This window comes from Dyella lipolytica, from assembly GCF_030160075.1.
GTDB lineage: Bacteria > Pseudomonadota > Gammaproteobacteria > Xanthomonadales > Rhodanobacteraceae > Dyella_B > Dyella_B lipolytica.
On the sequence record NZ_BSNQ01000009.1, the window covers coordinates 887,007 to 911,416 of the forward strand.

Annotated in this window: 30 protein-coding genes and 1 tRNA gene; 23 read left to right on the forward strand and 8 right to left on the reverse strand. The window is 60.5% G+C overall.

Annotated features, from left to right (window positions below; all coding sequences use genetic code 11):
• Positions 1–25 precede the first annotated feature (25 nt).
• A complete protein-coding gene (locus QQL64_RS17125) occupies positions 26–220 on the forward strand; it encodes a hypothetical protein (RefSeq protein WP_284401809.1) in 195 nt (64 codons plus the stop codon).
• Positions 221–331: 111 nt separating this feature from the next.
• Here the strand turns inward: QQL64_RS17125 and QQL64_RS17130 are convergent.
• Positions 332–408 (reverse strand) — tRNA-Met (locus QQL64_RS17130).
• A 186-nt stretch (positions 409–594) separates the two neighbouring features.
• Here QQL64_RS17130 and QQL64_RS17135 point away from each other — a divergent pair.
• From QQL64_RS17135 to QQL64_RS17170, 8 genes are all read left to right on the forward strand, one after another.
• Positions 595–1,140, forward strand: coding sequence for an RNA pyrophosphohydrolase (locus tag QQL64_RS17135; protein ID WP_284401810.1), 546 nt, complete (start codon positions 595–597; stop codon positions 1,138–1,140).
• A 57-nt stretch (positions 1,141–1,197) separates the two neighbouring features.
• On the forward strand, positions 1,198–1,407 hold the full coding sequence (locus QQL64_RS17140) for a (2Fe-2S)-binding protein (RefSeq protein WP_404601053.1): 210 nt from the start codon (positions 1,198–1,200) through the stop codon (positions 1,405–1,407).
• Positions 1,408–1,536: 129 nt separating this feature from the next.
• Positions 1,537–2,007, forward strand: coding sequence for a bacterioferritin (bfr, locus tag QQL64_RS17145; RefSeq protein WP_284401814.1), 471 nt, complete (start codon positions 1,537–1,539; stop codon positions 2,005–2,007).
• Between the two features lie 108 nt (positions 2,008–2,115).
• On the forward strand, positions 2,116–2,877 hold the full coding sequence (locus QQL64_RS17150; RefSeq protein WP_284401816.1) for a DUF6776 family protein: 762 nt from the start codon (positions 2,116–2,118) through the stop codon (positions 2,875–2,877).
• Positions 2,864–3,286, forward strand: a complete 423-nt coding sequence (locus QQL64_RS17155) for a bactofilin family protein (protein ID WP_284401818.1) — start codon at positions 2,864–2,866, stop codon at positions 3,284–3,286. The genes QQL64_RS17150 and QQL64_RS17155 overlap by 14 nt, the downstream gene beginning before the upstream one ends.
• 91 nt (positions 3,287–3,377) lie before the next feature.
• Positions 3,378–3,746, forward strand: coding sequence for an iron-sulfur cluster insertion protein ErpA (erpA, locus tag QQL64_RS17160; RefSeq protein ID WP_284401820.1), 369 nt, complete (start codon positions 3,378–3,380; stop codon positions 3,744–3,746).
• A 16-nt stretch (positions 3,747–3,762) separates the two neighbouring features.
• Positions 3,763–4,725 (forward strand): NAD(+) diphosphatase, encoded by a 963-nt coding sequence (nudC, locus tag QQL64_RS17165; protein WP_284401822.1) that lies wholly within the window; start codon positions 3,763–3,765, stop codon positions 4,723–4,725.
• A 76-nt stretch (positions 4,726–4,801) separates the two neighbouring features.
• Positions 4,802–5,671 carry a beta-lactamase induction protein gene (locus QQL64_RS17170; RefSeq protein WP_284401823.1) on the forward strand — a complete coding sequence of 290 codons (870 nt, stop codon included), beginning with the start codon at positions 4,802–4,804 and terminating at the stop codon, positions 5,669–5,671.
• A 14-nt stretch (positions 5,672–5,685) separates the two neighbouring features.
• Here QQL64_RS17170 and QQL64_RS17175 read toward each other — a convergent pair whose 3' ends face one another.
• Positions 5,686–7,560 (reverse strand): MFS transporter, encoded by a 1,875-nt coding sequence (locus QQL64_RS17175; protein ID WP_284401824.1) that lies wholly within the window; start codon positions 7,558–7,560, stop codon positions 5,686–5,688.
• A 150-nt stretch (positions 7,561–7,710) separates the two neighbouring features.
• Here QQL64_RS17175 and QQL64_RS17180 point away from each other — a divergent pair, with 150 nt between their 5' ends.
• The 9 genes from QQL64_RS17180 (at position 7,711) to QQL64_RS17220 (ending at position 12,383) form a co-directional block, all read left to right on the forward strand.
• Complete coding sequence (locus QQL64_RS17180) at positions 7,711–8,187, forward strand: pyrimidine dimer DNA glycosylase/endonuclease V (RefSeq protein ID WP_284401826.1); 477 nt, start codon at positions 7,711–7,713, stop codon at positions 8,185–8,187.
• A 296-nt stretch (positions 8,188–8,483) separates the two neighbouring features.
• Positions 8,484–8,960, forward strand: a complete 477-nt coding sequence (locus QQL64_RS17185; RefSeq protein ID WP_284401828.1) for a hypothetical protein — start codon at positions 8,484–8,486, stop codon at positions 8,958–8,960.
• A 25-nt stretch (positions 8,961–8,985) separates the two neighbouring features.
• Positions 8,986–9,381 carry a hypothetical protein gene (locus QQL64_RS17190; RefSeq protein WP_284401830.1) on the forward strand — a complete coding sequence of 132 codons (396 nt, stop codon included), beginning with the start codon at positions 8,986–8,988 and terminating at the stop codon, positions 9,379–9,381.
• A 358-nt stretch (positions 9,382–9,739) separates the two neighbouring features.
• Positions 9,740–10,168 carry a hypothetical protein gene (locus tag QQL64_RS17195; RefSeq protein WP_284401832.1) on the forward strand — a complete coding sequence of 143 codons (429 nt, stop codon included), beginning with the start codon at positions 9,740–9,742 and terminating at the stop codon, positions 10,166–10,168.
• Positions 10,169–10,226: 58 nt separating this feature from the next.
• Positions 10,227–10,517, forward strand: a complete 291-nt coding sequence (locus QQL64_RS17200) for a hypothetical protein (RefSeq protein ID WP_284401834.1) — start codon at positions 10,227–10,229, stop codon at positions 10,515–10,517.
• Between the two features lie 419 nt (positions 10,518–10,936).
• The gene (locus QQL64_RS17205) at positions 10,937–11,221 is read left to right on the forward strand and encodes a hypothetical protein (RefSeq protein ID WP_284401836.1); all 285 of its coding nucleotides are present in this window, start codon (positions 10,937–10,939) and stop codon (positions 11,219–11,221) included.
• Between the two features lie 64 nt (positions 11,222–11,285).
• The gene (locus QQL64_RS17210; protein WP_284401838.1) at positions 11,286–11,633 is read left to right on the forward strand and encodes an antibiotic biosynthesis monooxygenase family protein; all 348 of its coding nucleotides are present in this window, start codon (positions 11,286–11,288) and stop codon (positions 11,631–11,633) included.
• Positions 11,634–11,714: 81 nt separating this feature from the next.
• Complete coding sequence (locus QQL64_RS17215) at positions 11,715–12,083, forward strand: VOC family protein (RefSeq protein ID WP_284401840.1); 369 nt, start codon at positions 11,715–11,717, stop codon at positions 12,081–12,083.
• A 72-nt stretch (positions 12,084–12,155) separates the two neighbouring features.
• A complete protein-coding gene (locus QQL64_RS17220) occupies positions 12,156–12,383 on the forward strand; it encodes a hypothetical protein (protein ID WP_284401842.1) in 228 nt (75 codons plus the stop codon).
• 149 nt (positions 12,384–12,532) lie between these two features.
• On the opposite strand, the gene QQL64_RS17225 is transcribed toward QQL64_RS17220, so the two are convergent.
• A complete protein-coding gene (locus QQL64_RS17225) occupies positions 12,533–13,432 on the reverse strand; it encodes a LysR family transcriptional regulator (RefSeq protein ID WP_284401844.1) in 900 nt (299 codons plus the stop codon).
• Between QQL64_RS17225 and QQL64_RS17230 the strand changes: the two genes are divergently transcribed.
• The 5 genes from QQL64_RS17230 to QQL64_RS17250 all read left to right on the forward strand — a co-directional run bounded on the left by QQL64_RS17230 (position 13,398) and on the right by QQL64_RS17250 (position 17,021).
• Positions 13,398–14,453, forward strand: a complete 1,056-nt coding sequence (locus QQL64_RS17230) for an NmrA family NAD(P)-binding protein (RefSeq protein ID WP_284401846.1) — start codon at positions 13,398–13,400, stop codon at positions 14,451–14,453. The genes QQL64_RS17225 and QQL64_RS17230 overlap by 35 nt on opposite strands.
• Before the next feature lie 195 nt (positions 14,454–14,648).
• Positions 14,649–15,035: a VOC family protein gene (locus QQL64_RS17235; protein ID WP_284401847.1), complete on the forward strand. Its 387-nt coding sequence runs from the start codon at positions 14,649–14,651 to the stop codon at positions 15,033–15,035.
• Positions 15,036–15,078: 43 nt separating this feature from the next.
• Positions 15,079–15,462 carry a cupin domain-containing protein gene (locus QQL64_RS17240; protein ID WP_284401849.1) on the forward strand — a complete coding sequence of 128 codons (384 nt, stop codon included), beginning with the start codon at positions 15,079–15,081 and terminating at the stop codon, positions 15,460–15,462.
• 690 nt (positions 15,463–16,152) lie between these two features.
• Positions 16,153–16,521, forward strand: a complete 369-nt coding sequence (locus tag QQL64_RS17245; protein WP_284401851.1) for a DUF2784 domain-containing protein — start codon at positions 16,153–16,155, stop codon at positions 16,519–16,521.
• 65 nt (positions 16,522–16,586) lie between these two features.
• A complete protein-coding gene (locus tag QQL64_RS17250) occupies positions 16,587–17,021 on the forward strand; it encodes a GFA family protein (protein WP_284401852.1) in 435 nt (144 codons plus the stop codon).
• Positions 17,022–17,025: 4 nt separating this feature from the next.
• Here QQL64_RS17250 and purD read toward each other — a convergent pair whose 3' ends face one another.
• The 5 genes from purD to dprA form a co-directional block, all read right to left on the reverse strand.
• Complete coding sequence (gene purD, locus QQL64_RS17255; RefSeq protein ID WP_284401854.1) at positions 17,026–18,309, reverse strand: phosphoribosylamine--glycine ligase; 1,284 nt, start codon at positions 18,307–18,309, stop codon at positions 17,026–17,028.
• 71 nt (positions 18,310–18,380) lie between these two features.
• Entirely contained in the window at positions 18,381–19,763 is a 1,383-nt protein-coding gene (locus QQL64_RS17260; protein WP_284401855.1) for an AMP-binding protein, read from the reverse strand.
• 155 nt (positions 19,764–19,918) lie between these two features.
• Positions 19,919–20,491, reverse strand: coding sequence for an L-threonylcarbamoyladenylate synthase type 1 TsaC (gene tsaC / locus QQL64_RS17265; protein ID WP_284401856.1), 573 nt, complete (start codon positions 20,489–20,491; stop codon positions 19,919–19,921).
• Positions 20,492–22,987, reverse strand: coding sequence for a DNA topoisomerase I (locus QQL64_RS17270; protein WP_284401858.1), 2,496 nt, complete (start codon positions 22,985–22,987; stop codon positions 20,492–20,494).
• 258 nt (positions 22,988–23,245) lie between these two features.
• On the reverse strand, positions 23,246–24,391 hold the full coding sequence (dprA, locus tag QQL64_RS17275; RefSeq protein ID WP_284401859.1) for a DNA-processing protein DprA: 1,146 nt from the start codon (positions 24,389–24,391) through the stop codon (positions 23,246–23,248).
• Positions 24,392–24,410 lie beyond the last annotated feature (19 nt).

Sequence of the window (24,410 nt, forward strand, 5' to 3'; positions counted from 1 at the left end):
TCAGATCCTCGCCGAGGGCGATGCTATGACCACCAATACTCCCAAGCCGCTTTCCGCCGCCGAGATCCACAGCGTCTACGCGGTAGGCGTATCGAGCGGCGTCACGGAGAAGTCGCAGGCGCAGCAATACAAGCGCTCGTCGCATAACAGCCGGGAACCTGGGCATCCGGGTTCGCCGCCGCCGCGTCTGCCGATCGAACCGGGCAAAAGGCGCCGCTAGGTTGAACGTGCGTGGCGCGTCATAACGCGCCATCGGTTCTCTTCCCCACTGCAAAGCAGCGCGTCTCGCAGGTATCTACGAGACGTTCGAGAACGCGTTCGACTTTAAGAATGGTGGCTATGGGTGGACTCGAACCACCGACCCCAGCATTATGAGTGCTGTGCTCTAACCGGCTGAGCTACATAGCCAAGGGGTGCGCCGTCCGGTGGATCGGATCGGGCTGGATTCAGGCGGGGCGCGGCAGTTTAATCGTGTCGCCCTTGTGGTTCAAGTGGTTGGCTTGCTCCCGCTTTGTAGGCTGTGGTTGAATCGATCCTAAGGTCCTACGCGCTCACGCCACGGCAGGCTGCGCTGATGGGGCTCGAGGAGGTTGGATGATTGACGTTGATGGCTACCGTCCGAATGTTGGCATTGTGCTGCTGAATGCAGACGGCCGGCTGTTCTGGGCGCGCCGCGTCCATCGCGACGGTTGGCAGTTTCCCCAAGGCGGCATGCGCAGCGACGAAACACCGCTGGAAGCCATGTACCGGGAACTGCAGGAAGAAACCGGCCTTTCCGCGGAACACGTCGAGGTGCTGGCCAGCACCCGCGGCTGGCTGCGCTACAAGCTGCCCAGCCGCTATATCCGCCACCACCAGCACCCCACCTGCATCGGCCAGAAGCAGGTCTGGTTTCTGTTGAAGCTGGTGGGCGGGGAGGAAGCCCTGTGCCTGGACGCCTGCGAAAAGCCCGAGTTCGATCTCTGGCGCTGGGTGGATTTCTGGTACCCGGCCGCGCATGTGGTTAATTTCAAACGGGATGTGTATCACCGCGCGCTGCGCCACTTTGCTCCGCTGGTAGAAAACATGCTGAGCATTCAACTCGGCCCGCAGCCGCAGCCCCGCGGCAGCGCGAACCGCGGCAGGCAAGCGGCGGCCTGAACGGCCAGCCCGCGTCAACCGAATACTTGTTGACAATCATTCGTATTCGCGTTGACAATGCGCGGCATGTACATATGCCTGTGCAACGCCGTTACCGACCACGATATCCGTCGCGCCGCAGCCGATGGCGTGCGGAGCTTCGCCGAGTTGCAGGCACGCACCGGCTGCTCCGATTGCTGCGGCTGCTGCGAAGCCGAGGCCCGCGCCACGCTGAATGAAGCGATGACGCAGGTGGCGCTCGACCTGCCTATCCTGGTCGCCGCCTGACCTAAGCGTTTCTCGCCTTCACGCCACCGCCGACCCGCGGTGGCGTTTTTGCGTGCGCGGACACCTACCGCAGCTTCCATCGCGCAGAATCCGTATAGTTCGGCATCAGCCCACGTACGGAGAGCAGCCATGAAAGGCGACGCGAAGGTCATCGAGTTCCTCAACAAGGTGCTCTACAACGAGCTGACAGCGATCAACCAGTATTTCCTGCATTACCGCCTGTACAAGAACTGGGGCTATCAGGAGCTCGCCGAGCACGAGTACAAGGAATCGATCGACGAGATGAAGCACGCCGATCACCTGATCGAACGCATCCTGTTCCTGGAAGGTCTGCCCAACCTGCAACACTTGGGCAAGTTGCGCATCGGCGAGAACGCGCTCGAGTGCCTCCAGGGCGATCTCCAGCTCGAAGTGGCCGCCACCAAGGATCTGCGCGAAGCCATCGCGCACTGTGAAAGCGTTGCCGATTACATAAGCCGCGATCTGTTCAAGAACATCCTGCACGACGAGGAAGAGCACATCGACTGGCTGGAAACCCAGCAGAGTCTGGTGAAGGACATAGGCGCCGAGCGTTATCTCCAATCAAAAATGGAAAGTTAACGCGCCTCGCAGCGCACCAAAGCGACCACCGGCACAAAGCCAACGACGATTCCTTGACGGTTTCGTCACGCACCGGCTATACCCTCTCTTTTACCGGAAGGGCCGCGCATGGCTTCCCGCCCACCACCGCGCTACGTCGTACGCCCGCACGACGCTGCTAGCCAGCGTCGGCGGATGCTATGGCTGGGGTTGGCGTGGCTGGGCAGCGTGCTCTTGTTCGGCGTGATCGTCGCGCTGGCAGTCGGTGCATGGAAAGGCGTGGTGCCGCGTATTTCGGATCGACGCGCCTTGAATGCCTTGACCGCGCAGAACGAAGATCTCAAGCAGCAGGTCGCCAACTTGCAGCGCTCGCAGCAAGTCAACGACATCGCGACTCAGGCGCTACGCAAAACACTCTCGCAACGCGATGAGGAAATCAGTGGCCTGCGCGCCGACCTCGGCTTCTATTCCCGGCTGGTCGGCGGCGACGCGCAGCGCGAAGGGTTGAAGGTGCAGGAAGTGTCGCTGCAGCCCGTGCCGCACTCGCAAGCCTGGACCCTCACTCTCAGCCTCACCCAGAACATCAAGCGCGACGACGACACCAGCGGCATCACTTCGGTCAGCGTGGAAGGACTGCGCGACAACAAGGTGGTGCAACTGGATTGGGCGACGTTGGGCGATGCCTCCGAAAAGGGCGGCATTCCTTTCCGCTTCCGTTATTTCCAGCAACTCCACACCACGATTGCGCTTCCGTCCGATTTTCGTCCCACCCGTCTGCATGTCACAGTCCAGCCGGAAAATGGCGACGCGGTCAGCCGCGCTGTGGCCTGGAGCGATGCCCTAGCCAGCCCAGTCACCACCAATCAGGGGGACACCGATGCTCAGCCGTAAACGCAACGACAATGCGACCCGCAACCCCGAAACCAGCCTGATTTCGCACGGCACGATCATCCGTGGCGACGTCCGCTTCAACGGCACGCTGCACCTGGACGGCCGCATTGAAGGCTCGGTGCTCGGCGAAGGTGCCAACGCCGTCTTTACCCTGAGCGAACACGGCCAGGTGCAAGGCGAAGTGCGCGTGCCGCACGCCATGATCAACGGCCAGGTCACCGGCGATATCTACGCCAGCGAGCGGCTGGAACTGGCCACGCAGGCGCGCGTGATCGGCGACGTCCGCTACAACTCGCTGGAAATGGCTGCCGGCGCACAGGTGAACGGCCGCATCGCGCACCAGGGCGAGGACCATGCCCAGCGCGAACTGCCGGCACCGGAAGTGCGCTCGGAACCCGTGACAGCCTGAACCCTAGGCACTTCACTGCGGCCGGCGCCGCCTTCAGGCCGATGCTTCGGCTATGCTTGAGTCCGCGCCGTCGCAGCCTCATATCCGTGTCATGGAAACCATCGTAGCCATCCCCGATTACCGCCAAGCCGGCGCCCCGCTGATCTTTACCGAGGCCGCCGCGCGCAAGGTGCATGAACTGATCCTGGAAGAAGGCAACCCGGAACTGAAGCTGCGCGTGTACATCAGCGGCGGTGGCTGCTCGGGCTTCCAGTACGGTTTCACCTTCGACGAGGCGCGGGCGGAGGATGATTTCGCGCTGGATCGCGAAGGCGTCACCCTGCTGGTCGATCCTCTCTCGCTGCAGTACCTCACCGGCGCGGAGATCGACTACGCCGAGAACCTGAGCGGCTCGCAGTTCGTTATCCGCAACCCCAACGCCAAGACCACCTGCGGCTGCGGCTCCTCGTTCTCCACCTGAGCGATCGTCGACACGGATGGCTTCGACGAACTCAAACACTTTCGCCGGACTCAGCCTGATACTCGATCGCGTTTCCGAACAACGCGATGACGGCGACCGGGTCGCCGAACAGGCACGTTCGCTTGGCGCGCGCTATCTGCTGCTCGACGTCGCGGGCGACGCCTTCCTTCAACACGGAAACGATGCCCTGCGTTGGCTCGATGCCACCGAGCGCGAGCGCCTGCTGCCCCATGCGTCGTACAGCTTGCTCGGCATCGCCGACGAGCAACCGCATTTCATGTTGCTGCTCGACGAAAGCGACGACATCGCCGCACTGGAATCGGCCCTAGTCGCCCGTCGCTTGGGTTTGCGTGAAGCCGGATTGCTGCTCGCCGCGGATGAAGCCGGCTTGTTCGCTTATGCCAAGGGTCTCGCGCACTGGCAACGCGAGACCCGCTTCTGCGCACGCTGCGGCTCACCCTTGCAGCTGGTTTCGTCCGGCCATCGCGCGCAATGCACGAATCCGGCCTGCGGGCGCCTGCACTTTCCGCGTACCGATGCGGCCATCATCGTGATCGTCGAATACGAAGGCGCTTGCCTGCTCGGTCGCCAGGCTAGCTGGCCGCCAGGTCGCTATTCCACGCTGGCCGGATTCATCGAGCCGGGCGAGGCTCTGGAAGATGCCGTACGGCGCGAAGTGGCGGAAGAATCCGGAGTGATCGTCGGCGACGTGCACTATCACTCCTCCCAACCCTGGCCGATGCCTGCGTCGCTGATGGTGGGTTTTACCGCCACGGCGATCTCGCCGGCGATCCGGTTACGCGACGGCGAACTGGAAGACGCGCGATGGTTTACGCCGCAGCAGATCGTCGACGAGCTGGCCGACGGAAGCCTGGCTACGCCGACGCGACTTTCGGTGTCCTATCAACTGCTTTCGCATTGGCTGCGCGAGCGGGCGGGGCTGGATCTGGATGCATTGGTGGCGCGCGCAAGGCGCTGACGGCGAGCGATTGGCCGGCGCGTGATCAGGCTCCCATCACTCGCATACAATGCGCCATCCACCGGAGTTCGTTTTCATGGCCATTCGCCTGCTAGCCGCGCTCATCGCTCTCGGACTGCTGCACGTGCAGCCACAGTTGGCGTGCTGGCGTGGCGACGGCGGCTTCCGTCGCTGGGTGAATCAGCTGGCCGATACCACCGGCGTCGGACGTGTGCTGCTCGCCGTGCTGGTGCCGGTGGCGTTGTGTTCACTGGTGATCTGGTTGCTGCACAAGTTGCCGCTGGCGGATTTGCTGCAACTCGCTTTTGCGCTGCTGGTGCTGCTGTTTTCCCTCGGTCCGCATGCGTTTGAAGCCGACCTGGAAGCCATTCTCAAGGCACCCGACCAAAGCAGTCGTGAAGCTGCGGCCCAAGTCTTGAGCGACGACGGCGAAACGGTGGCGTGGCAAACCGCGGATCTGGGCGAAGCCACGGCTTATGCCGCACTACGTCGTCGCTTCGCCGTATTGCTGTGGTTTTTCCTGCTCGGACCGATCGGCGCATTGCTTTACCGGTTGGCGCGGCAGCTGGGTCATGACACCTCGTTGGCGCTCGATCCCGGTGCGCGTACTTTCGGGCGCTATCTAGCCAATGGGCTGGACTGGCTGCCAGCGCAACTGATGGTCTTTACCCTGGCCCTGGTCGGCCATTGGGATGCGGTCATCGGTGCGTGGCGCCGCTGGCATCAACAGGCGGCGCCGAACAGTTGGTACCTTTCCAACCCCAGTTTTCTCGGTGCCGCTGCACGCGCCGACGTGCTGACCGATATCGAAGGCGGCGACGGCTACACGGAAGAACGGACCGATCCGCTGCACGAATTGCGCCGCCTGCGAAATGCGCTGCTGCGCGCTTTGCTGGCGTGGTTGAGCGTGGTCGCGCTGGTCGTGATGGGCGGCTGGCTGCACTGATCGCTAAAGCGTAGTTACGCCAGATCGCCGCGCAACACCTGCACGCGTTCTTCAAGCACGGCGGCGTTGACCTCGGCGGCGGGCCTCGGCGCATCCAACACCAGCTCGACACGCGCACGAAAGCGTCGCGGCAAACGTGCACGGCCCATCATGGAATCGTGCCGACTCCACACGCTGCCCCACAGCCCACGCAACGCCATCGGCACGACCGGCACCGGCCGTCGCGCGAGAATTTTTTCCACGCCGGCGCGGAACGGCGCGATGCTGCCGTCCTTGGTCAATCCACCCTCGGGGAAAATGCATACCAGCTCGCCATCGGCCAAGGCGGCATCGACGGCTTCGAACGCCTGATGCAATACCGTCGGATCTTCCTTCTGTCCTGCGATGGGAATCGCCTTCGCCGTCTTGAACACGAAGTGGAGCAGCGGAATCTGGAAGATCTTGTAATACATCACGAAGCGCGCGGGCCGACGCAGGTTCGCCATCAAGATCAGCGGGTCCATAAAGCTCACGTGGTTGCACACCAATAACGCAGGCCCCTCTTCCGGCAAGTTCTGCATGCCGTCCACGCGAATGCGATAAAGCGTATTCACCAGTATCCACGTGATGAACCGCATCAGGAATTCGGGCACCAGCGTGAAGATGTACGCTGCCACGATCACATTGAGTACGGCCGCCACTAGAAAGATTTGCGGCGCACCGAAGCCGAGCATGTCCAGCGCCAACCCGAAACATGAGGCGATCACGATCAGCAAGGCGTTGAGAATGTTGTTGCCTGCGATCACACGCGACAAGCGATCGCGTGGCGTGCGCGCCTGCACGAAAGCAAACAGCGGCACTACATAGAAACCGGCGAACACACCGATCAAGGTGAGATCCAGCACGATACGCCAGCTGCCAGTCGCATGCAGGAACGCCATCCAATCCAACCCACGCACCGCTGCTGCACCGGGTCGCGCCAGAAACAGATCGATACCGAACGCGGTGAGTCCAAACGCACCCAGCGGCACCAGCCCGATCTCTACTCGCTTGCCCGACATCTTTTCGCACATCAGCGCGCCGATACCGGTGCCGATCGAGAACAAGGTGAGCACCAGCGTGTTCACCGAGCCGCCGCCGCCGAGGTTGATGCGCGTATACAGCGGCAACTGCGCCACCAGCACCGTGCCGAAGAACCAGAACCAGGAGATGCCCAACACCGCATTGAACACCGCGCGATCCTCGCGCGTAATGCGCAGCACCCGCACCGTTTCCGTCACCGGGTTCCAGTTGAACTTGAGATCCGGTGCAGTGGCTGGCGCCGGCGGAATCGAACGGCTGGCCACATAACCCATCACTGCGATACCAATCGTCACCGCTGCGGAATAATGCGGCCCTACCCCGGCAATCAGCATCAGTGCATTGCCGGCCACCATGCCGATCAGGATCGCCATCTGCGTGCCCATCTCCACTAGGCCGTTGCCGCCTACCAGCTCGGTGGATTTCAACGCTTGCGGAAGAATCGCGTACTTGATCGGACCGAACACCGTCGAATGCACACCCATCATGAAAAGCACTAGCAACAGCAGCGGTAGGTGATGCCCGATAAAGCCATACGCCGCCAACGCCATCGCCGTGATCTCGAACAGCTTCACGAAACGGATGATGCGCGTTTTCTCGAACTTCTCCGCCAACTGCCCCGCCGTGGCGGAAAACAGAAAGAACGGCAAAATGAAAAGCGCAGGCGCAAGGTTGGTGTACAAACCCACGTCGTGATCGGAAAGCCCCATCTGAAACGCCGCCAGCATCACCATCGCATTGCGGAACGCACTGTCGTTGAACGCGCCCAGCGCCTGGGTCCAGAAAAACGGCGCGAAGCGACGACTGCCTAGCAGGGCGAACTGGCTCATGCGGGTCCTTGGCGGAGAGGTTGGTGAATAGCCTAGCGCGAAAGTCTATACGTCTTCGCCTAGGCCAACGCACCTGCGCTAGCATGCCTAACTACTCGTCCAAGCGGACGCCTCCGGCGCCGCTTAACTCAGGCGTTAGGTGCCGCACGCATGCGTCTTTGGTCGTTGCACCCCAAATACCTAGACGCTCAAGGCCTCGTCGCACTATGGCGGGAGGGCTTGCTGGCTCGTGCAGTCCTTCGCGGGAACACGCGCGGGTACAAGCATCACCCGCAACTCGACCGCTTCACAACGCATGCGCAGCCGCGTCTAGCGATCAATGCCTATCTTGCTGGGGTCCACGCGGAGGCAGAAGCTCGTGGGTACTCGTTTGATCGCACGAAGATAGGACCGGTCAAAGTCGTTGAGCCTATCGTTGTTACTACGGGCCAAATCGATCACGAGTGGCAGCACTTGCTTGCCAAGCTGGCTGTGCGCAGCCCCGCGCTGTTTGAACAATGGAGACTGCTTGAGCGGCCAATGTGCCACCCACTACTTCGCCAAATCACAGGTCCGGTAGCATCATGGGAGCGGGTGCAAATGGCACCTAACAATTTATTCAAGGCGGACGCCTCCGGCGTCGCTTAACTCAGGCGTTAGGCCAACAAGGGGAGTTATGCGCAAGAACCAAGTGGCGTGGTGGCTTTGGGCAGGAGGCACAGTTCTGATTGTGCTCAGCTGGTTTGATGTCGTGAGCCCAAAGGTTGGCTGGATTGGCTTCGCGGTTGGAATGTGTGGAAGTGTTCTTGGTTGGGGCATTCGTCCCCCTAGGTCAGCAACACCATCGAGGACCACGGATGACAATCAGGCGCCCTAAACCTAACTATTCATTCAAGGCGGACAGCTACGCCTCCACTTAACTCAGACGTTAGGGATTACAGACAATGACAACCATAGAATCTTCGCGTCCAAAAAGACTTTGGGTTGCGGCGATCATGAATATTCTCGTTGCAACTATCAGTATTGCCGCTGTTGCGTTTCTTTTGCTCAGCTCAAACCCCAATATTCCTGAAAGCATCAGGCCCGGGCTTCTAACAACGCTGCTTGCCCTTGGTACCGCCGGCCTACTCATCGTCGCCTCTGTACTTGCATTGCTCCGCATACCGTTTGCACGCTGGCTTATGTTAGCCGCTGCCGTGATATTTTTTGGCATCCTTGGGTTCCAAAGCCTGGCCTTTCTCATTTCACCTACGGCGCTACTACCTGCCGAGGCAGCTCCAAAGCTCTGGACCAATGTCATCCGTAATGCTTTGGAAATTGCTATCAATGTGTGGGCGCTTCTTAGTGCAAAAACTACTGCTTTCTTTTCAGGTGCGAGCCCTAACCAAACATTCAAGGTGGACGCCTCCGGCGCCGCTTAACTCCAGCGTTAGACAGGGGAATGTCATGCGCTTTACTTATGCATTGCTAGTTTGCTCAGCAGTCTATGGCCTAGCTAGCGCACAGGCCTTACCCGAACAGCCGGCAGATATTGGCTATCCAACACCAGCCGCTGCACTCAGTGCGCTTCGTGCAAAGCCTGGAGTGGTGGTCACAGAGCGCCCTGGCTGGACAGTGGCCGAAGACAAGAGCGAAAAAGCTATATGGACTATCGCAGAGCCCGGAAATCCCGCTTACCCAGCCGCCATTAAGAGATATCTTTCCAACGAAGGTGACGGCGTACACCTTGAAATGAAAGTGCTTTGTGGTGCCTCGAAAGAAGCTTGCGACAATATGGTTAGACAGTTCCAACAGCTTAATTCGAACGTGGTAAATGCAGTTCAACAGCAGCGGTCTAACTAATCATCCAAGCGGACGCCCGCGGCGTCACTTAACTCGGGCGTTAGGTATCAAGCCATGAATCCTAGAGAAGCTTTCGGGGTTGTAGTTCGAGCAATTGGGCTCATAGTTTCGTGTGCTGCACTACTTTATTTCCTGAGTGCAATCCTTATATTTTTTGTTCCAAACTATCGTCCAGGTGTCTCACCTGCATGGCACTACTTGCTAAGTGGCTCAGTCAGCTTCGCGTTTGGGTTGTATCTACTTCGCGGCGCGCCTCATGTTGTTCGTTTCGCATATCCGGGCAACACCTCAGATACCTAACATTTCGTTCAAGGCGGACGCCTCAGGCGTCGCTTAACTCCAACGTTAGGTGCCAAAGATGAGTCACTGGAAAACTATTCGACTGGGAATCGTTGGCCTTTCTTTTGTTCTGGCGCTTTTTGGGCCGGCTACTCCGGCGGCTGCGCCTCCGATGACGTGGTTTGCTGTTGGTGTAATTTTTGCCATTTTCCCCATCGCGATGCTTGTCGGCTTCGGCATACTTTTCATTTTAAGAGGCCCACGATTCGACTGGCAGCGGCCTTCTTGGGAGAAGAATCCATTTAATTTCGCTCATGGCGAACAGTTCTTCCATCTAGGCGCTTTCGTTATGCTCTCAACGGGCGCAGCAACGGTCCTCCGCGCATTGGCCACAACTAGCAAGATTACCCCGGACACGCTGGTCCCTATTTCTATGGGTGCCGGCGTGTGGATAGGCCTGCGGATTTTGACAGCCGCCTATCGGAGGCAGGTACGCAATGGCACCTAACAGTTCGTTCAATCGGACGCACATACCGCGCACCACTTAACTCAGGTGTTAGAACTCAATGGCTGCTTCGCGCAAAATTGTTCTTCATTCATTGCACGGCTATCGCCCTGAACTCGATGCCGTCGTTACGCAATGGATTCAAGAGCGCGTCGGTTATGTTGGGGTTGTTGGCGTTGATGCATCAAGGATTGAGGACATCATTGACGATCTATGTGTTGGGGACGGCTCAAACTCGTACTTCATGCTCACGGCGTCCCACGGCCCAGACGAGACAATTCAAGACGCCATCTTTCTAGCAGAGCAGCTTTCAGGTGAGCTCGCCGGCGATGTACACGTCGTTGAGTTCTAACATTTCGTCCAAGGCGGACGCCTGCGGCGCCGCTTAACTCAGGCGTTGGTCCGATGCGGGAAATATCATCCTACACATCCAATTGGGCAAACTATCGACGCCGCCAATGGCTGGCAGTGCTCATTCCTTTAGCCTTGGCTCCCGTTGCTGCACTCATCGGCTCAAAAGCTACAGATCAAACGTCGTCGCTTATTCCTGCAATTGCATGGGTCGTTTGTAGTTACTTGGCAATGTCATGGTTTGTATGGTTCCGTTGTCCTCGCTGCAACCACTGGTTCCACATAAGCCAGCGCCTTAGCCTTACGCGGGGTAGAAAGTGTCCACATTGTGGGTTGGGTCGCTATGAGGGCGCCTAACTACTCGTCCAAGCGGACGCGCTATCCGCGCACCGCCTAACTCAAGCGTTAGGGCTCAAAGCAATGAATCATCGCAAGAATGGATTCTTAGAAGCATGCTTTGTGCAGCTGGGTCTTTTCTTGGTTGCGTTTATGCTTTGGTTTTATTTTCGCACTAAGGCGCTTTTAGCCGGCCCACCACTTGCTGACTCATATGCTCAATCGTGGTCCTTTCAATTTGCAGTCGGTGCTTTTTATCTCGTCATTTGTTTAGCTGCTCTAGCTGCTGTCTTTCTAGCTGAGGCAATCTTGCTTAAGATTTATCGGCACTTTGCTGGTACGGAGCGCGGGCATAGCGGCACGCCCTAACTCATCATCCAAGCGGATGCATTAGCCGCACGCCGCTTAATTCAGGCGTTAGGTGTCAACACCCATGTCTTCAGAATTGAGCACAAATAGTCCCGGATTCGTGGTTTTGTATAGGTGGCGTCTTCACCCCGGCATGGAGTCGTCTTTCATCGAGGCTTGGTCACGCTTATCGGACTTGCTGCGATCGGAACGTGGTTCGTTAGGCTCTCGCTTGCACCACGGTAGTGACGGGCTTTGGTACAGCTATGCGCAGTGGCCAAGCGCGCAGGCTCGAAAAGACGCCTTTTCCGCGGGCTCTGTTGACCTCCATGCCAGCGCGCAGATAGAGCGTGCTATTGCCGAGGGATATCCGGAGGTTACTCTGGAGCCTGTGGCTGACTTCTTGGTAGTACCTGCGCACAATGTCACCTAGCTCATCATCCAAGCGGACGCGTACGGCGCCACTTAACTCAGGCATTAGACTTCACGCAGACCATACGCATCGGGAGAACTCATGTTTGACCACGTCGTATTCGGAGTTAGCGACTATGCAGCGAGCAAGGCATTCTTCCTCAAGGCACTCGAACCGATTGGCATAGCCGTAGTCTCGGAGGGGCCGCTCGGTATCGAACTTAGCGCGGACGGCAAGTCTTCATTGTGCCTCTTCCAAACCGAGGAGAAGCCTGCGCATCTGCACTTGGCGTTCGTTGCCGAGAATCGCCAGCAAGTCGAAGCGTTCTATCGCGCGGCGCAGGAGGCGGGTGCCAAAGACAATGGTGCACCTGGTCTGCGCCCGAACTACAGCGGGAAATACTATGCAGCTTTCGTCATTGGTCCGGACGGGCACAACATCGAAGTGGTTTGCCACGAATCCGAGGCTTAAAAACTCATTCCAGCGGACGCGCTGCGCGCGCCGCTACATTCAGGCGTTAGGCTTCTTTAGAAGGATCCTTGTGTGAAAGGTCCCGAGATCATCGTTTTATCCATCATCGCTTTGTGGCTGACCGTTGCAGCCGTTGTGATCGGCTACCCGATAGTTACCGGTCGCATGAGGGTCGGGTTAGATCCTGTCAGTCGGGAGAATGATCCTCAAGCCTTCTGGAAAGCGTACGCTTTCTCAACCACTTTGTTCCTTGCGGCATCCGTCTCAGCTGGGTTCTTCGTCTATTCGATTCTTCACTAGAAGCCCTAGAACTTCCGCCTAGCCCAAGCATTCCAGACGTTCGACAGGAACTGCTATGTCAAAAAACTCGTCTAAGCGGATGCACATATCGCGCGCCGCTTAACTTGAGCGTTGGGCGAAGGAACTGAGGCACGTTGCTCAGTAGCGGACTAGTTGCTACGTGGTTCAAGCAACGTCGTAACTACGAAATCGATGAACGCCCGGACTTTGGCCGCAGGAAGATGGCGCGACGGATATAACGCGTAGAGCGGAAAGCCTTCGCATTGCCAATCAGGCAATAGTTCGACCAGTTTGCCGGTAGCGAGCTGATCGCGAACGCCGATGGCTTTTATGCGCGCGACGCCAGCACCGGCCACACATGCACCCAATAGCATGCCGGCTTCGTTGACCACCAGCCTCCCATGCACGCTTACTGCGACTGTTTTTCGGTTTCGTCGATATTGCCAGTCCCGCATCAGGTGTCCGGTGAGCGAGTTGCGCACCAGTATGCATTCGTGTTGCGCCAGATCGTCGGGGTGGGCCGGGTGGCCGTGCTTTTTCAGGTAAGCCTTTGCGGCAACGGTAATCGTGCGCGTCTCGGCAAGCTTGCGGGCAACGAGCGAGGACTCGGGCGGCTCACCAAAGCGCACGGCGATGTCGAATCCCTCGCCGACAAGATCGCCCAGCTGATCCTTGGTGACGAGTTCCAACGAGATATCCGGGTGCATGTCCATGAAGCGCGTGATGTGAGGGGCCAGCATCATGCGGGCGAAGAACGCGTCGACATTCACGCGGAGGCGGCCCTTGACGGTTTCGGTTGCGCCGGCCGTGAGCACCACCGCGTTTTCGATACCACTCAATAGCGGCGCTACGTTTTCAAAGAAACGCCGCCCTTCGTCGGTCAGCGATACCGACCGCGTGTTGCGGTCCAGCAGCCGTACGCCGATGTGCGCCTCCAGTCGCGCTAACGCGCGGCTTACGCCCGAGGGCGACAGGCCAAGCGTTTCGGCTGCGCGGGAAAAGTTGCCGCTTTCGATGATCGCGGCCAGCACCCCGACATTTGAGATCACCCGCCCATCAAACGTCATCCGAAAATGTCCTTTGATTATTTGTCATCAATCATTTGATCTTATTTCACTTCAGTCAACGATGGCCAGTCATTACCTTACGCAGCACTGGGACTCGCTTCGTCCCCCAACACAGCTTTTGACTGAGGAGAAATCCATGTACGCAATTACCGGAATCACGGGAAAAGTCGGGGGCGCCATGGCGCAAGCCCTCTTGAGCGCCCACCAGCCTGTACGAGCCATCGTCCGCGATGCGGAGAAAGGCAAGGCATTGGCCGAAAAGGGATGTGAGGTGGCTATCGCCGACATGGACGATGTGGCATCGCTGACCGCCGCATTTCGAGGTGCCGAGGGCGTGTTCATCTTGCCGCCGTCGAATTTCGATCCGGCACCGGGTTTCCCGGAAGCTCGCAAAGGCGCGGCGACCATCCGGCAGGCGCTCGATGCCGCCGCTCCGGGAAGGGTGGTTTGCCTGTCGACGGTCGGAGCCCAGGCGAAGCAATCCAACCTGCTGACCCAGCGCACGATCCTCGAAGAGGCGCTGGCTGGCTTGACGATGCCGCTGACGTTCCTGCGTCCCGGCTGGTTTCTCGACAATCTGCAATGGGATGTCGAATCGGCACAACGGGATGGCATCGTCCATAGCTTCCTGCAGCCCGCCGACGCGACGTTTCCTATGGTCTCGACGGAGGATGTAGGACGCGTCGCAGCGGAGCTCATCCAGGAGCCATGGACCGGTACCCGGATCGTCGAACTGGAAGGACCGCGCCGCGTATCTCCCAACGACATCGCCGCGGCGTTCGGCAGAGTCCTTGGCCGCATCGTACGTACCCAGATCGTGCCGCGGGAAGACTGGGCCGCACTTTTCCGTGCGCAAGGCATGAATGACCCCGTGCCGCGGATCCAGATGCTGGATGGCTTCAACGAAGGCTGGATCACTTTCGAAGGCGAAGACGCTAGCGTTCTCAAGGGCCGGGTCGAGCTGGATCAGGTCATCCGCGCACTGGTCCGCGGTGCGCGCTAATCGGAGGCGTTGTAGCCGTCGTTGCGACAGATTGTTAGCCAGACGTCGAGTCGATAGAGTTGCGCGAAATCGGTTGTTTATCAGCCGCGTTCAGAAAGGCAGCAGGGATGTAACCAGACGTTCACGTCCGTCTATTACGTAGTTAGGCGTCGCAAACGCAGTGCACTCCAACTTGGCCGCACTTAGGAGGCTGAAATGAAGAGAGTCACAGGCATCGGTGGAATTTTCTTCAACGCGAACGACCCTGTCGCGCTGCGCGCCTGGTACAAGCAGCACCTGGGCATTGACGTCCAGGCATGGGGAGGCACCGCGTTCACCTGGACCGATGCAGCGGGCCATCCGACAGAGGGAACGACCGTGTGGTCCATCGGCGCCGCCAATGGTGAGCACTTCGCACCGAGCAAGTCGACCTTCATGGTCAACTATCGCGTCGAAGATTTGACCGTCTTACTTCAGGCACTTCGGAACGAAGGATGTAACGTCCTGGAGAAAACAGACGATTCCGAGTACGGAAAGTTTGGTTGGGTCATGGACCCCGAGGGCAACAAGGTTGAACTTTGGCAACCACCCCCGGGGCAGTGAACGCCACGCCTGAAAGCCATGAAAAAAGGATCACTCATTACCTATGAAAAAATCGCTTACCCAAGCCTTATCCGGTTTGAAACATTTGCCGAATCGATCTCCGGAAATGGCGTTCGGGGATGAGGCTAGTGAGGCATTTGCCGAGATTGCGCCTTACCGCGACGGCGCGGTGTATGTAAGTTATTACTCCGGAAGCAGTGAATGGGAACGCCACCCTAGCGGTGATGAGGTCGTCCTGGTGCTTGATGGAACAACAACGATTGTCTTGCTGAAGAATGCTATTGAGGAGCGAGCATTTCTCACCGAGAAAGAACTCGTCGTTATACCTGCGGGAGTCTGGCATCGCTTTGAGGACTCAGAGCGACTCAAAGTAATGACGATTACGCCCCAACCCACCGATCATCGCCTGGAAACACCCGACGCCTGACGATTCTTCTTGGTTCGTTACTGGCAGTCACCGCCATTGCCTACTTGCCACAGGCAAAGCTGCCGCTTAACTCATGCATTGGATGCCATTAGTCGCACACCTAAACGGGAGGTGTCGTCATGCAAAGCAAATACGCCGTAGTTTCAGGCACTGTTTTCGGTGTGGTCGCGGCCGTACAGGCTATCCGGGCCGTCAACCAATGGCCTGTGCAAATAGGTTCTTTTGCCGTGCCTGTCTGGTTTTCATGGGTGGCACTCGTTGTGGCTGGCGGTCTTTGTGTTTGGGCTTTCAAGTCGGAGCGTCGCTAGTCTTGTCGGCGCACCGTGCACCGCTTAACCCAGATGTTAGGTGCTAAGCAAAGCCTTCAATGGAGTCGCCATGAATTCGCAAAAGAAATACTGGTTTCCTGCAAAGCGGTACGGATGGGGATGGAGTTTTCCAACGTGCTGGCAGGGCTGGGTCGTTTTCTCCGCGTATGCTGCGTGCGTGGCGCTCAGCATGTATTTCCTGCCGCCGGCACGAGATCTCATTCTCTTCCTGATTAGCATTGCTGCTTCAACTGCTGTTCTTCTAGCAGTGTGTTGGCTCAAGGGAGAGCCGCCCAGTTGGCGCTGGGATCGATGATCTCGCCGAACAAGTCGATCAAGCAGATGCGCGCAATGGATTGCTCCACGACTAAGGCGTACGGCAATGGTTTCGCTATTCGCCGCCGATGCGGTACTCGTATTCCACCTGGCCTTCATCCTGTTTAGTGGGCTTGGCGCATTGTTGGCGCTTAGGTGGCGCTGGATTCCCGTGCTCCAGCTTCCCGCCGCGGCCTGGGGTTTCTTTGTAGAAATCACTGGACGAAGCTGTCCGCTGACTCGTCTCGAAAACTATTTTCTCGCCCGTGCGGGACACGCCGGCTATGAAGGTGACTTTTTGCAGCACTATCTTCTGGGAACGATTTATCCGGCCGGCCTGACCCGGGATATACAATTCATGCTGGCGGCCGTGGTTGTTGCCACGAACCTGTGCGTCTATGCCTGGCTGCTCTATCGTCGTGCACGGCGCAGGTAGTGAATCTGCATCTGGGTGGCACTTATCCTCCAACACGTGGTGTATCGGGAATGTAGGGGCGCCTTATGCTGATCTTCGGACGTTGCCATTGCGGAAATATCTCTTTCACGCTGAATTGGAAACCGGAGCCCTCGGAAATTCCTGCTCGCGCATGTACGTGCACGTTCTGCACCAAACATGGCGCTGTCTGGACGTCTTGTCCAACCGGCTCGCTTAAGTGGGCGGTGAAGGATGCTCGACACGTTTCGGCATATGCCTTTGGCACGGAGACCGCCGAGTTTCATATCTGCACACAATGCGGCGTGGTGCCGCTGGTTACCAGTCGGATCGATGATGGTCTCTACGCCGTCGTCAACGTGAACACGTTCGAAGGGGTGGATACATCACTGCTTCGGCGATCGCCATCGACGCTCGATGGCGAGACGGAAGAGAGTCGCCTGGCTCGGCGCAAGCGCAACTGGATTGCGGATGTCGAGTACGTTGAATCCTTGCCTGAATAGTCGCTTATAGTCGCCGCAGCGCGCGATAGGCAATATCGCGCCGGCAGTATGCACCATCGAAATGGATCTTGCTGACCGCGTGATAGGCGTGTTCGCGCGCCGCGGCGATGTCTTTGCCTAGGGCGCAGACGGTGAGCACGCGACCACCCGCGGTGATCGCACGCCCATGCACATCGAGTTTGGTGCCGGCGTGGAACACTTTCACGTCGTGGCCGACATCGGCATCCAGGCCCTCGATCACATCGCCGCTTTTTACTTTGGCCGGATAGCCGCTGGCCGCCATCACCACGCCGATGGACGGACGCGCATCCCATTGCGCGTGGGTATGGTGCAGTTCGCCGTCGAGCGCGGCTTCGATCAATTCGACGAGATCCGATTTGAGACGCAGCATGATGGGCTGAGTTTCCGGATCGCCGAAGCGCACGTTGAATTCGATCACCTTGGGCGCGCCGTTTTTGTCGATCATCAGGCCGGCATAGAGAAAGCCCATGAAGGGCGCGCCTTCGGAGGCCATACCGCGCAGGGTGGGCTCGATCACTTCCTTGAGAATGCGCTTTTCTACGTCGGGCGTGACGACCGGTGCGGGGGAATAGGCGCCCATGCCGCCGGTGTTGGGGCCGAGGTCGTTGTCGTCGCGGCGTTTGTGGTCCTGGCTGCTTGCCATCGGCAAGGCGTGGCTGCCGTCGCTCATCACGATATAGCTGGCTTCTTCGCCGTCGAGGAATTCTTCGATGACGACGCGCGCGGAGGCATCGCCGAAGGCGTGCGCGCCGAGCATGTCGTGCAAAGCCAGTTCGGCATCGGGCAACGTGAGCGCGACTACAACGCCTTTGCCGGCGGCCAGGCCGTCGGCCTTGATGACGATCGGTGCGCCGTGTTCGCGCACGTAAGCCAGCGCCTTGGTGAGTTCGGTAAACACCGCGTAGCGCGCGGTGGGAATGTTGTGGCGGAGCAGGAAGTCTTTGGCGAAAGCTTTGGAGCCTTCCAGCTGGGCGGCGATAGCGCGCGGCCCGAAGATGCGCAGACCGGCGGCGCGGAATTTGTCGACCACACCCGCGACCAGCGGCACTTCGGGGCCGACCACGGTGAGGCCGATCTTCTCGGCCTTGGCCAGTTTCAGCAGGCCATCGATATCGCTGGCGGGCACATCGGCATTGCGTACACCGCGTTCGTGCGCGGTGCCGGCATTGCCGGGCGCCACGATCACTTCGCTGACGCGCGGCGATTGCTTGAGCTTCCACGCCAGCGCGTGCTCGCGACCGCCGTTGCCGATGACCAGGACTTTCATGCCGTTGACTCCATGACTGCGAGCGCCGGGGCGCAAGCGCGCCATTGTAGCGGGAGTGCAGCGGCTGGGCTTTATGCGGGGACGTGCCGGTCGAGCAAATCGAGCAGGGCTGCGCGCGGGAGTTTGCCCGTCTCGTTACGCGGCAAGGCGTCGACCAGGCGCAGCGGACGCGGCAGAAAGACGGGATCGATCGAGGCGCGCAAGGCGTCGAGGATCAGGTGCTCGTCGAGCGTCGGCGCCACCACCAGCGCAGCAATGCGCCGCACGCCGATGGCGTCGGCATCGTCGAGCTGGAACACCACGCCATCCTGCACGCCGGGTATGGCGAGTAGGCGATGGGTGAGGTCACCCAGTGAGGCGCGCTTGCCGGCAATTTCCAACATATCGGCGTGGCGGCCGCGCAGCTCGAAGCGGCGGCCTTCGTCGTGCAGGCTCACGATGTCCGCCAGGGTTGCGGGCGCATCAAGCTGCGGTGCGTCGATCTGCGTGCCGTCGGGTTGCGGATGCAGGTGCACGCCGTGGTAGAGCGACCAGCGGCTGTCCACCGTGACGCGCCGCGTGGCGAAGGCGCAGGTTTCGGTGGAACCGAAGACTTCCAGCAGCGGCGCGTCGAAACACTGTTCGGCTTGTGCGGCCAGTTCGGGCGGCATCGGTGCGGTGGCCGAGAGCATCGCGGCCAGTGGCGGCAAACGTACGCCCGATTCGACTAGTGCGCGCAGATGCACCGGCGTGGTGACCAGTACGCGCGGCGCGGGTATGTCTTCAAGTGCAGTGGCGATATCGGCGGGAAAGAAAGGCCGGCCGGCATGCACCTGCACGTCACCGAGCAGCGGCAGCAGCACCGACATTTCGACGCCGTAGATGTGCTGCGGCGGCACCGTGGCAACCACGGCGAAACGCTCGCCGACTACGTGATGCAACATACGCAGATTGCCAGCGGTGCTCGCGTGCAGGTTGCGCCAGGTCTTGACGTTGGCACGTGGCGTACCGGTGGAGCCGGAGGTGTAGCCGACGGCCACGTGTTGGCCGGCAGGAATGGACGGCCATTCGACGGCGTTCGATGCCGACGCGTCCACCAGCAACGTCGGCAGGGCGTGGTAACGGTGCGGGGCGGGATCCATCGACCGATCACCTATGGCATGGCAACCCGGATGGGCGGCCATCACTTCCTCTACCGCGTGGGGTGCGCGCGAAGGCGGCAGTAGGTTGGCCTGTCCACGCAGGGCGATAGCGCAGAAGGCGACCATGAAGGCGTAGCGGTCCTCGCACAGGTTGACGGCAGCGGATGCGTCGGGCAACTGCGCCGCGACACGCTGCACATGCGCGATGAACTGCGCTGCGGTGATCGCCTGGCCATCGTGCAGGGCGACCACACGCTGCGGATCGTCCACCTTCAACAGAGGCAGCAGGCGCTGCGCTTCATCGCGTTGGTAGGTTTCGTAGACGATCGCCACGCCGTGCGCTCCTGGTCGCTTTACCGATGCAAGCACCCCGTGCCGACACGGCGGGTCGGTTGCTGCCGGTACTTGGGGTTGTCTCCTGCACGCCCCTATCCTGATGGTTGCGGCTGAATCGGCACCTACCGCGCCGCCATCATGTTTCGCAGGATTCAGGTTCGGATGATAGCGCCTGACAGCGCATCCCGGATGGTGGTGGGCTGGGACGCACCGCCTAGGGGCGCATCGACGATGCCGTCTAGCGCATCGCCGAAATAGGTGGTCAGCGTCGCAAGATCACGCGCCGGGGGATGGCCGTGAAGGTTGGCGCTGGTGGAGACCAGGGCGCCGCCGAACGCGCGGCACAAAGCAGCGGCGGGAGCATGCGCGGTCACCCGCAGGGCGATGCCCGGATGCGCGCCGGCCACCCACTCCGGCACGTCGGCGCTGCGCGGGAAGACCCAGGTGTGCGGACCCGGCCAGCTTGCGCGGACTTGCGCCAGCACGCCCGCCGGCACCTTGGTGATATCGATGTAGCGCGCGAGCTGAGCGAAGTCGGCGGCAATCAGCAGCACGCCTTGCGTCGCGGGGCGTTGCTTGAGCGCGAAGATGCGGTCGAAGGCGCTGCGCTCGTGCGGGTCGCAGCCGAGGCCGAAGACGGCTTCGGTCGGATAGGCCAGGACGTCGCCGCTACGCAACGAGGCGGCGGCGGCATCCAGTTCGGCAAGGGAATAGCACCGAGGCACTTAGGCTCCGGTCTTTGCCGTCGCCGATTTTTTCGCGGTAGCTTTTTTAGCGGCGGTCTTCTTAGTTGCCGTCTTCTTGCCGGCGGCTTTCTTGGTGGCCGTCTTTTTGGGCGCTGCTTTCTTCTCGGCGGCTTTCTTGGCCGCCGGTGCTGCTTTCTTCGATGCAGCCTTGGTGGTCTTCTTGCCGAAGCGCCCTTTCTTGACGGGCGCAGCGGCCAGCAGTTCCACGCACTGCGCTTCGGTCAGATCTTTCGGCTCCTGATCCTTCGGAATGCGCGCGTTCTTTTCGCCGTCGGTGATGTACGGGCCGTAACGGCCGTTGAGCACCTGCACACCGTTGCCGAAATCTTTGATGATGCGGTTGGCGATCAGCTCCAGTTTTTCCTGCACGATCTGCAGGGCGCGCGGCAGTTCGATGGTGTACGGGTCGTCTTCAGGCTTGAGCGAGGCGTAGGTGCTGCCCTGCTTCACGAAGGGGCCGAAGCGACCGATACCTACGCTTACCTCGTCGCCGTTCTCGGCCTGGCCGAGTTGGCGAGGCAGCTTGAACAGTTCGATGGCCTCATGCAGCGTGATCGTGTGCATGCTCTGGCCGGGGCGCAGAGAGGCGAATTGCAGCTTTTCGTCCACGTCCTTGTCGCCGATTTGCGCGTACGGTCCATAGCGGCCCAGGCGCACGGAGAGCGGCTTGCCGGTTTTAGGATCCTGGCCCAGTTCGCGCGCGCCGGTGGCTTCGCTGCGGTCGACGGTTTCGGTTTTCTCGTCCACTTGCTGCTTGAACGGCAGCCAGAAGCGCTCCATCAGCGGCACCCAGGCTTCTTCGCCGCGGCTTACCGCATCGAGTTCGTCTTCGAGCTTGGCGGTGAAGTCGTAGTCGACGTATTGGGTGAAATGCTGGGTCAGGAAGTTGCTCACCGCGCGGCCGACGTCGGTCGGTTTGAAGCGGCGGCTTTCCAGCAGCACGTATTCGCGGTTTTGCAGCACCTGGATGATGCTGGCGTAGGTGGACGGACGGCCGATGCCGTATTCCTCCAACGCCTTGACCAAGCTGGCTTCGGAGAAGCGCGGCGGCGGTTCGGTGAAATGCTGGTCGGTGACGATGTCCTGCAGCGGCACGTGTTCGCCTTTGGCCAGGCGTGGCAGGCGACGGCCTTCGTCTTCGTCTTCAGCGGTTTTCTGATCGCGGCCTTCTTCGTACACCGCAAGAAAGCCGGGATCGATCACCGTGGTACCGGTGGCGCGGAAGGCCGCATCGCCACCAGCCACGTTTTTGAGGTCGAAATCCACCGACACGGTGTTGAGCGTGGCGTGGATCATCTGGCAGGCGACGGTACGCTTCCAGATCAGCTCGTAGAGCTTGCGCTGTTCGTCGTTGAGGAACGCCGACACCTCGCGCGGTGTGCGCAGCGCGGAGGTCGGGCGAATCGCCTCATGCGCTTCCTGTGCGTTCTTGGACTTGGTGCGATAGACCTGCGCCTGATCGGGCAGCGCCTTATTGCCAAAATCGCGGGAAATCAGCTGGCGCAGTTCGCCGACGGCATCCTCCGACAACGCGGTGGAGTCGGTACGCATGTAGGTGATCAGGCCGACGTTGCCTTCGCTGCCCAGACCCACGCCTTCGTACAGACCCTGCGCGACTTTCATGGTGCGGCTGGTCGTGAAGCCGAGCTTGCGCGCCGCTTCCTGCTGCAGCGTGGAGGTGGTGAACGGCGGCGCCGGGCGGCGCTTGCGTTCCTTGCTGCCCACTTCGCTGACGGTGAGGCGGCCGTGCGCGGCTTCCTTCAAGGCCGCGCGGGCGGCCATGGCATCGGTTTCGTTGGTGAGATCGAATTGTTCGAACTTCTTGCCGTTGAGCTTGGTGAGGCGCGCGCTGAAATCGCCGTCGGCGTGCTTGAGCTGGGCTTCTACGCTCCAGTATTCGCGGGCGATAAAGGCTTCGATCTCTTCTTCGCGTTCCACGATCATGCGCAGCGCGGGGCTTTGCACGCGGCCGGCGGACAGACCGCGCTGCACTTTGCGCCACAGCACGGGCGAGAGGTTGAAGCCGACCAGGTAATCCAGCGCGCGGCGCGCCTGCTGCGCATCGACCATGTCGTGCGACAGCTCGCGCGGCGCGGCGACGGCAGCCTTGATCGCCTTGGGCGTGATCTCGGAGAACACCACGCGATGCAGCTGCTTGCCGCTGGTGAGGCCGCGCTCCTTGAGGATCTCGCTGATGTGCCAGCTGATCGCCTCGCCTTCGCGATCCAAGTCGGTCGCCAGATAGATGTCGTCGGCCAGCTTGGCGGCCTTGGCGATGGCATCGACGTGTTTCTCGTTGCGCTCGATCACCTCGTACTTCATGGCGAACTGGTGCTCGGGGTCGACCGCGCCTTCTTTGGGCTTCAGGTCGCGGACATGACCGTAGGAGGCCAGAACCTGAAAGTCCTTGCCGAGGTATTTGTTGATCGTCTTGGCCTTGGCCGGCGATTCAACGATGAGCAGGTTTTTTGCCATGTGGCTTGGGGTTCCAGGGGTCCATCCGCGGCCTTGTGCTGCGGCCGCCTATATATAGTTGGAAGCACGCCGGCTCGACGACTGTCAAGCTGGCGCGTGTGAAAACGAGGCCTGGCGCGGTTTCTTGAATCTCGAAAACTCGCCTTCCTGGCGATTTTTCGAGTCAGCAAGCCCGGCGCATGTCCGGACTCGCTTCCGTCGTTCAAGCACTTTCGTGCTTGAACACGAGCGGCACATCCCGTGCCGCCGGGTACCCGTTCAGACGCCCGGGAGGCGCTGGTAGCGACCGCCCGGCAAACCTTCGACACAACCTTCCAGCTCCAGCATGAGCAGCATGGATGACAGCACCGCGGCACTTTGCCCTGTGCGCGTCGCCAGTTCGTCCAGCGCCGCCGGATCGTGGCCGAGCACGTCCAGCAGCCGTTGGTAATCCGGATCGTCGCGCCAGCCGCCTTTCGCCCGGCGATGGCGTTCCGTGGATACCGCCGTCGGCAGATCGAGGCGCTGGGCCAGCTCGGCACCCAGCGCCCGCGCGGCGGGAGTCAGGGATTCGACGATTTCCGAAGCGCTTTCGACCAGCCGCGCACCTTCCCTGATCAGACGGTGGCAGCCACGGGCGAGCGGATTATGGATGGAACCGGGCACGGCGAATACCTCCCTGCCCTGTTCGCCTGCCAGCCGGGCCGTAATCAGCGACCCCGATTGCAGCCCTGCCTCGATCACCACCGTGCCGAGCGACAATCCGGCGATGAGGCGATTGCGACGCGGAAAGTGGTCTGCGCGAGCGGCCGTACCCGGCGGGAATTCGCTGACCAGCGCCCCCTGCGCCGCCACTCGCGCGGATAACTCGCGATGTTTTCGCGGGTAGACCAGATCCGGCCCCGTGCCGATCACCGCGACGGTGGGCTGGCCCGCCTCGAGGGTGGCCTCGTGCGCCGCGCCGTCGATACCGTCAGCCAGACCGCTGGTCACCACGAAACCGGCCAGCGCAAGGCTGCGGGCGAAGGCGCGCGCGTTGGCCTTGCCGGCGATGCTGGCGCTGCGCGCGCCCACGATCGCGACTTGCGGATGCAGCAGAAGGCTGGCGTCGCCGCTAATAAATAGGGCGGCTGGCGGTTGGGGAATGGTTTCCAGCTGCGGCGGGAAATCGGCCTCGGTACAACGCAACAGCCGATGTCCCGGTTCGGCCAGCCAGGCGAGGTCGGCGGTGAGCCTGGTCTCGTCCGGCTGATCCAGCCAGGTCTTCGCTTCGGGATCGAGCGAGGATGCCTGACGGCGCAGCTGGGCAAGCACCTGGTCGATGCTGCCCCGTGTCGCACCGAGTCGCTCGCGCAATCCGCCTGGTCCCAGTCCCGGTGTGCGCAGCGCGATCAGCCAATCGCGCAGTTCGGCATGCTCGTTCATGCCGCGAGTCTACGCGAGC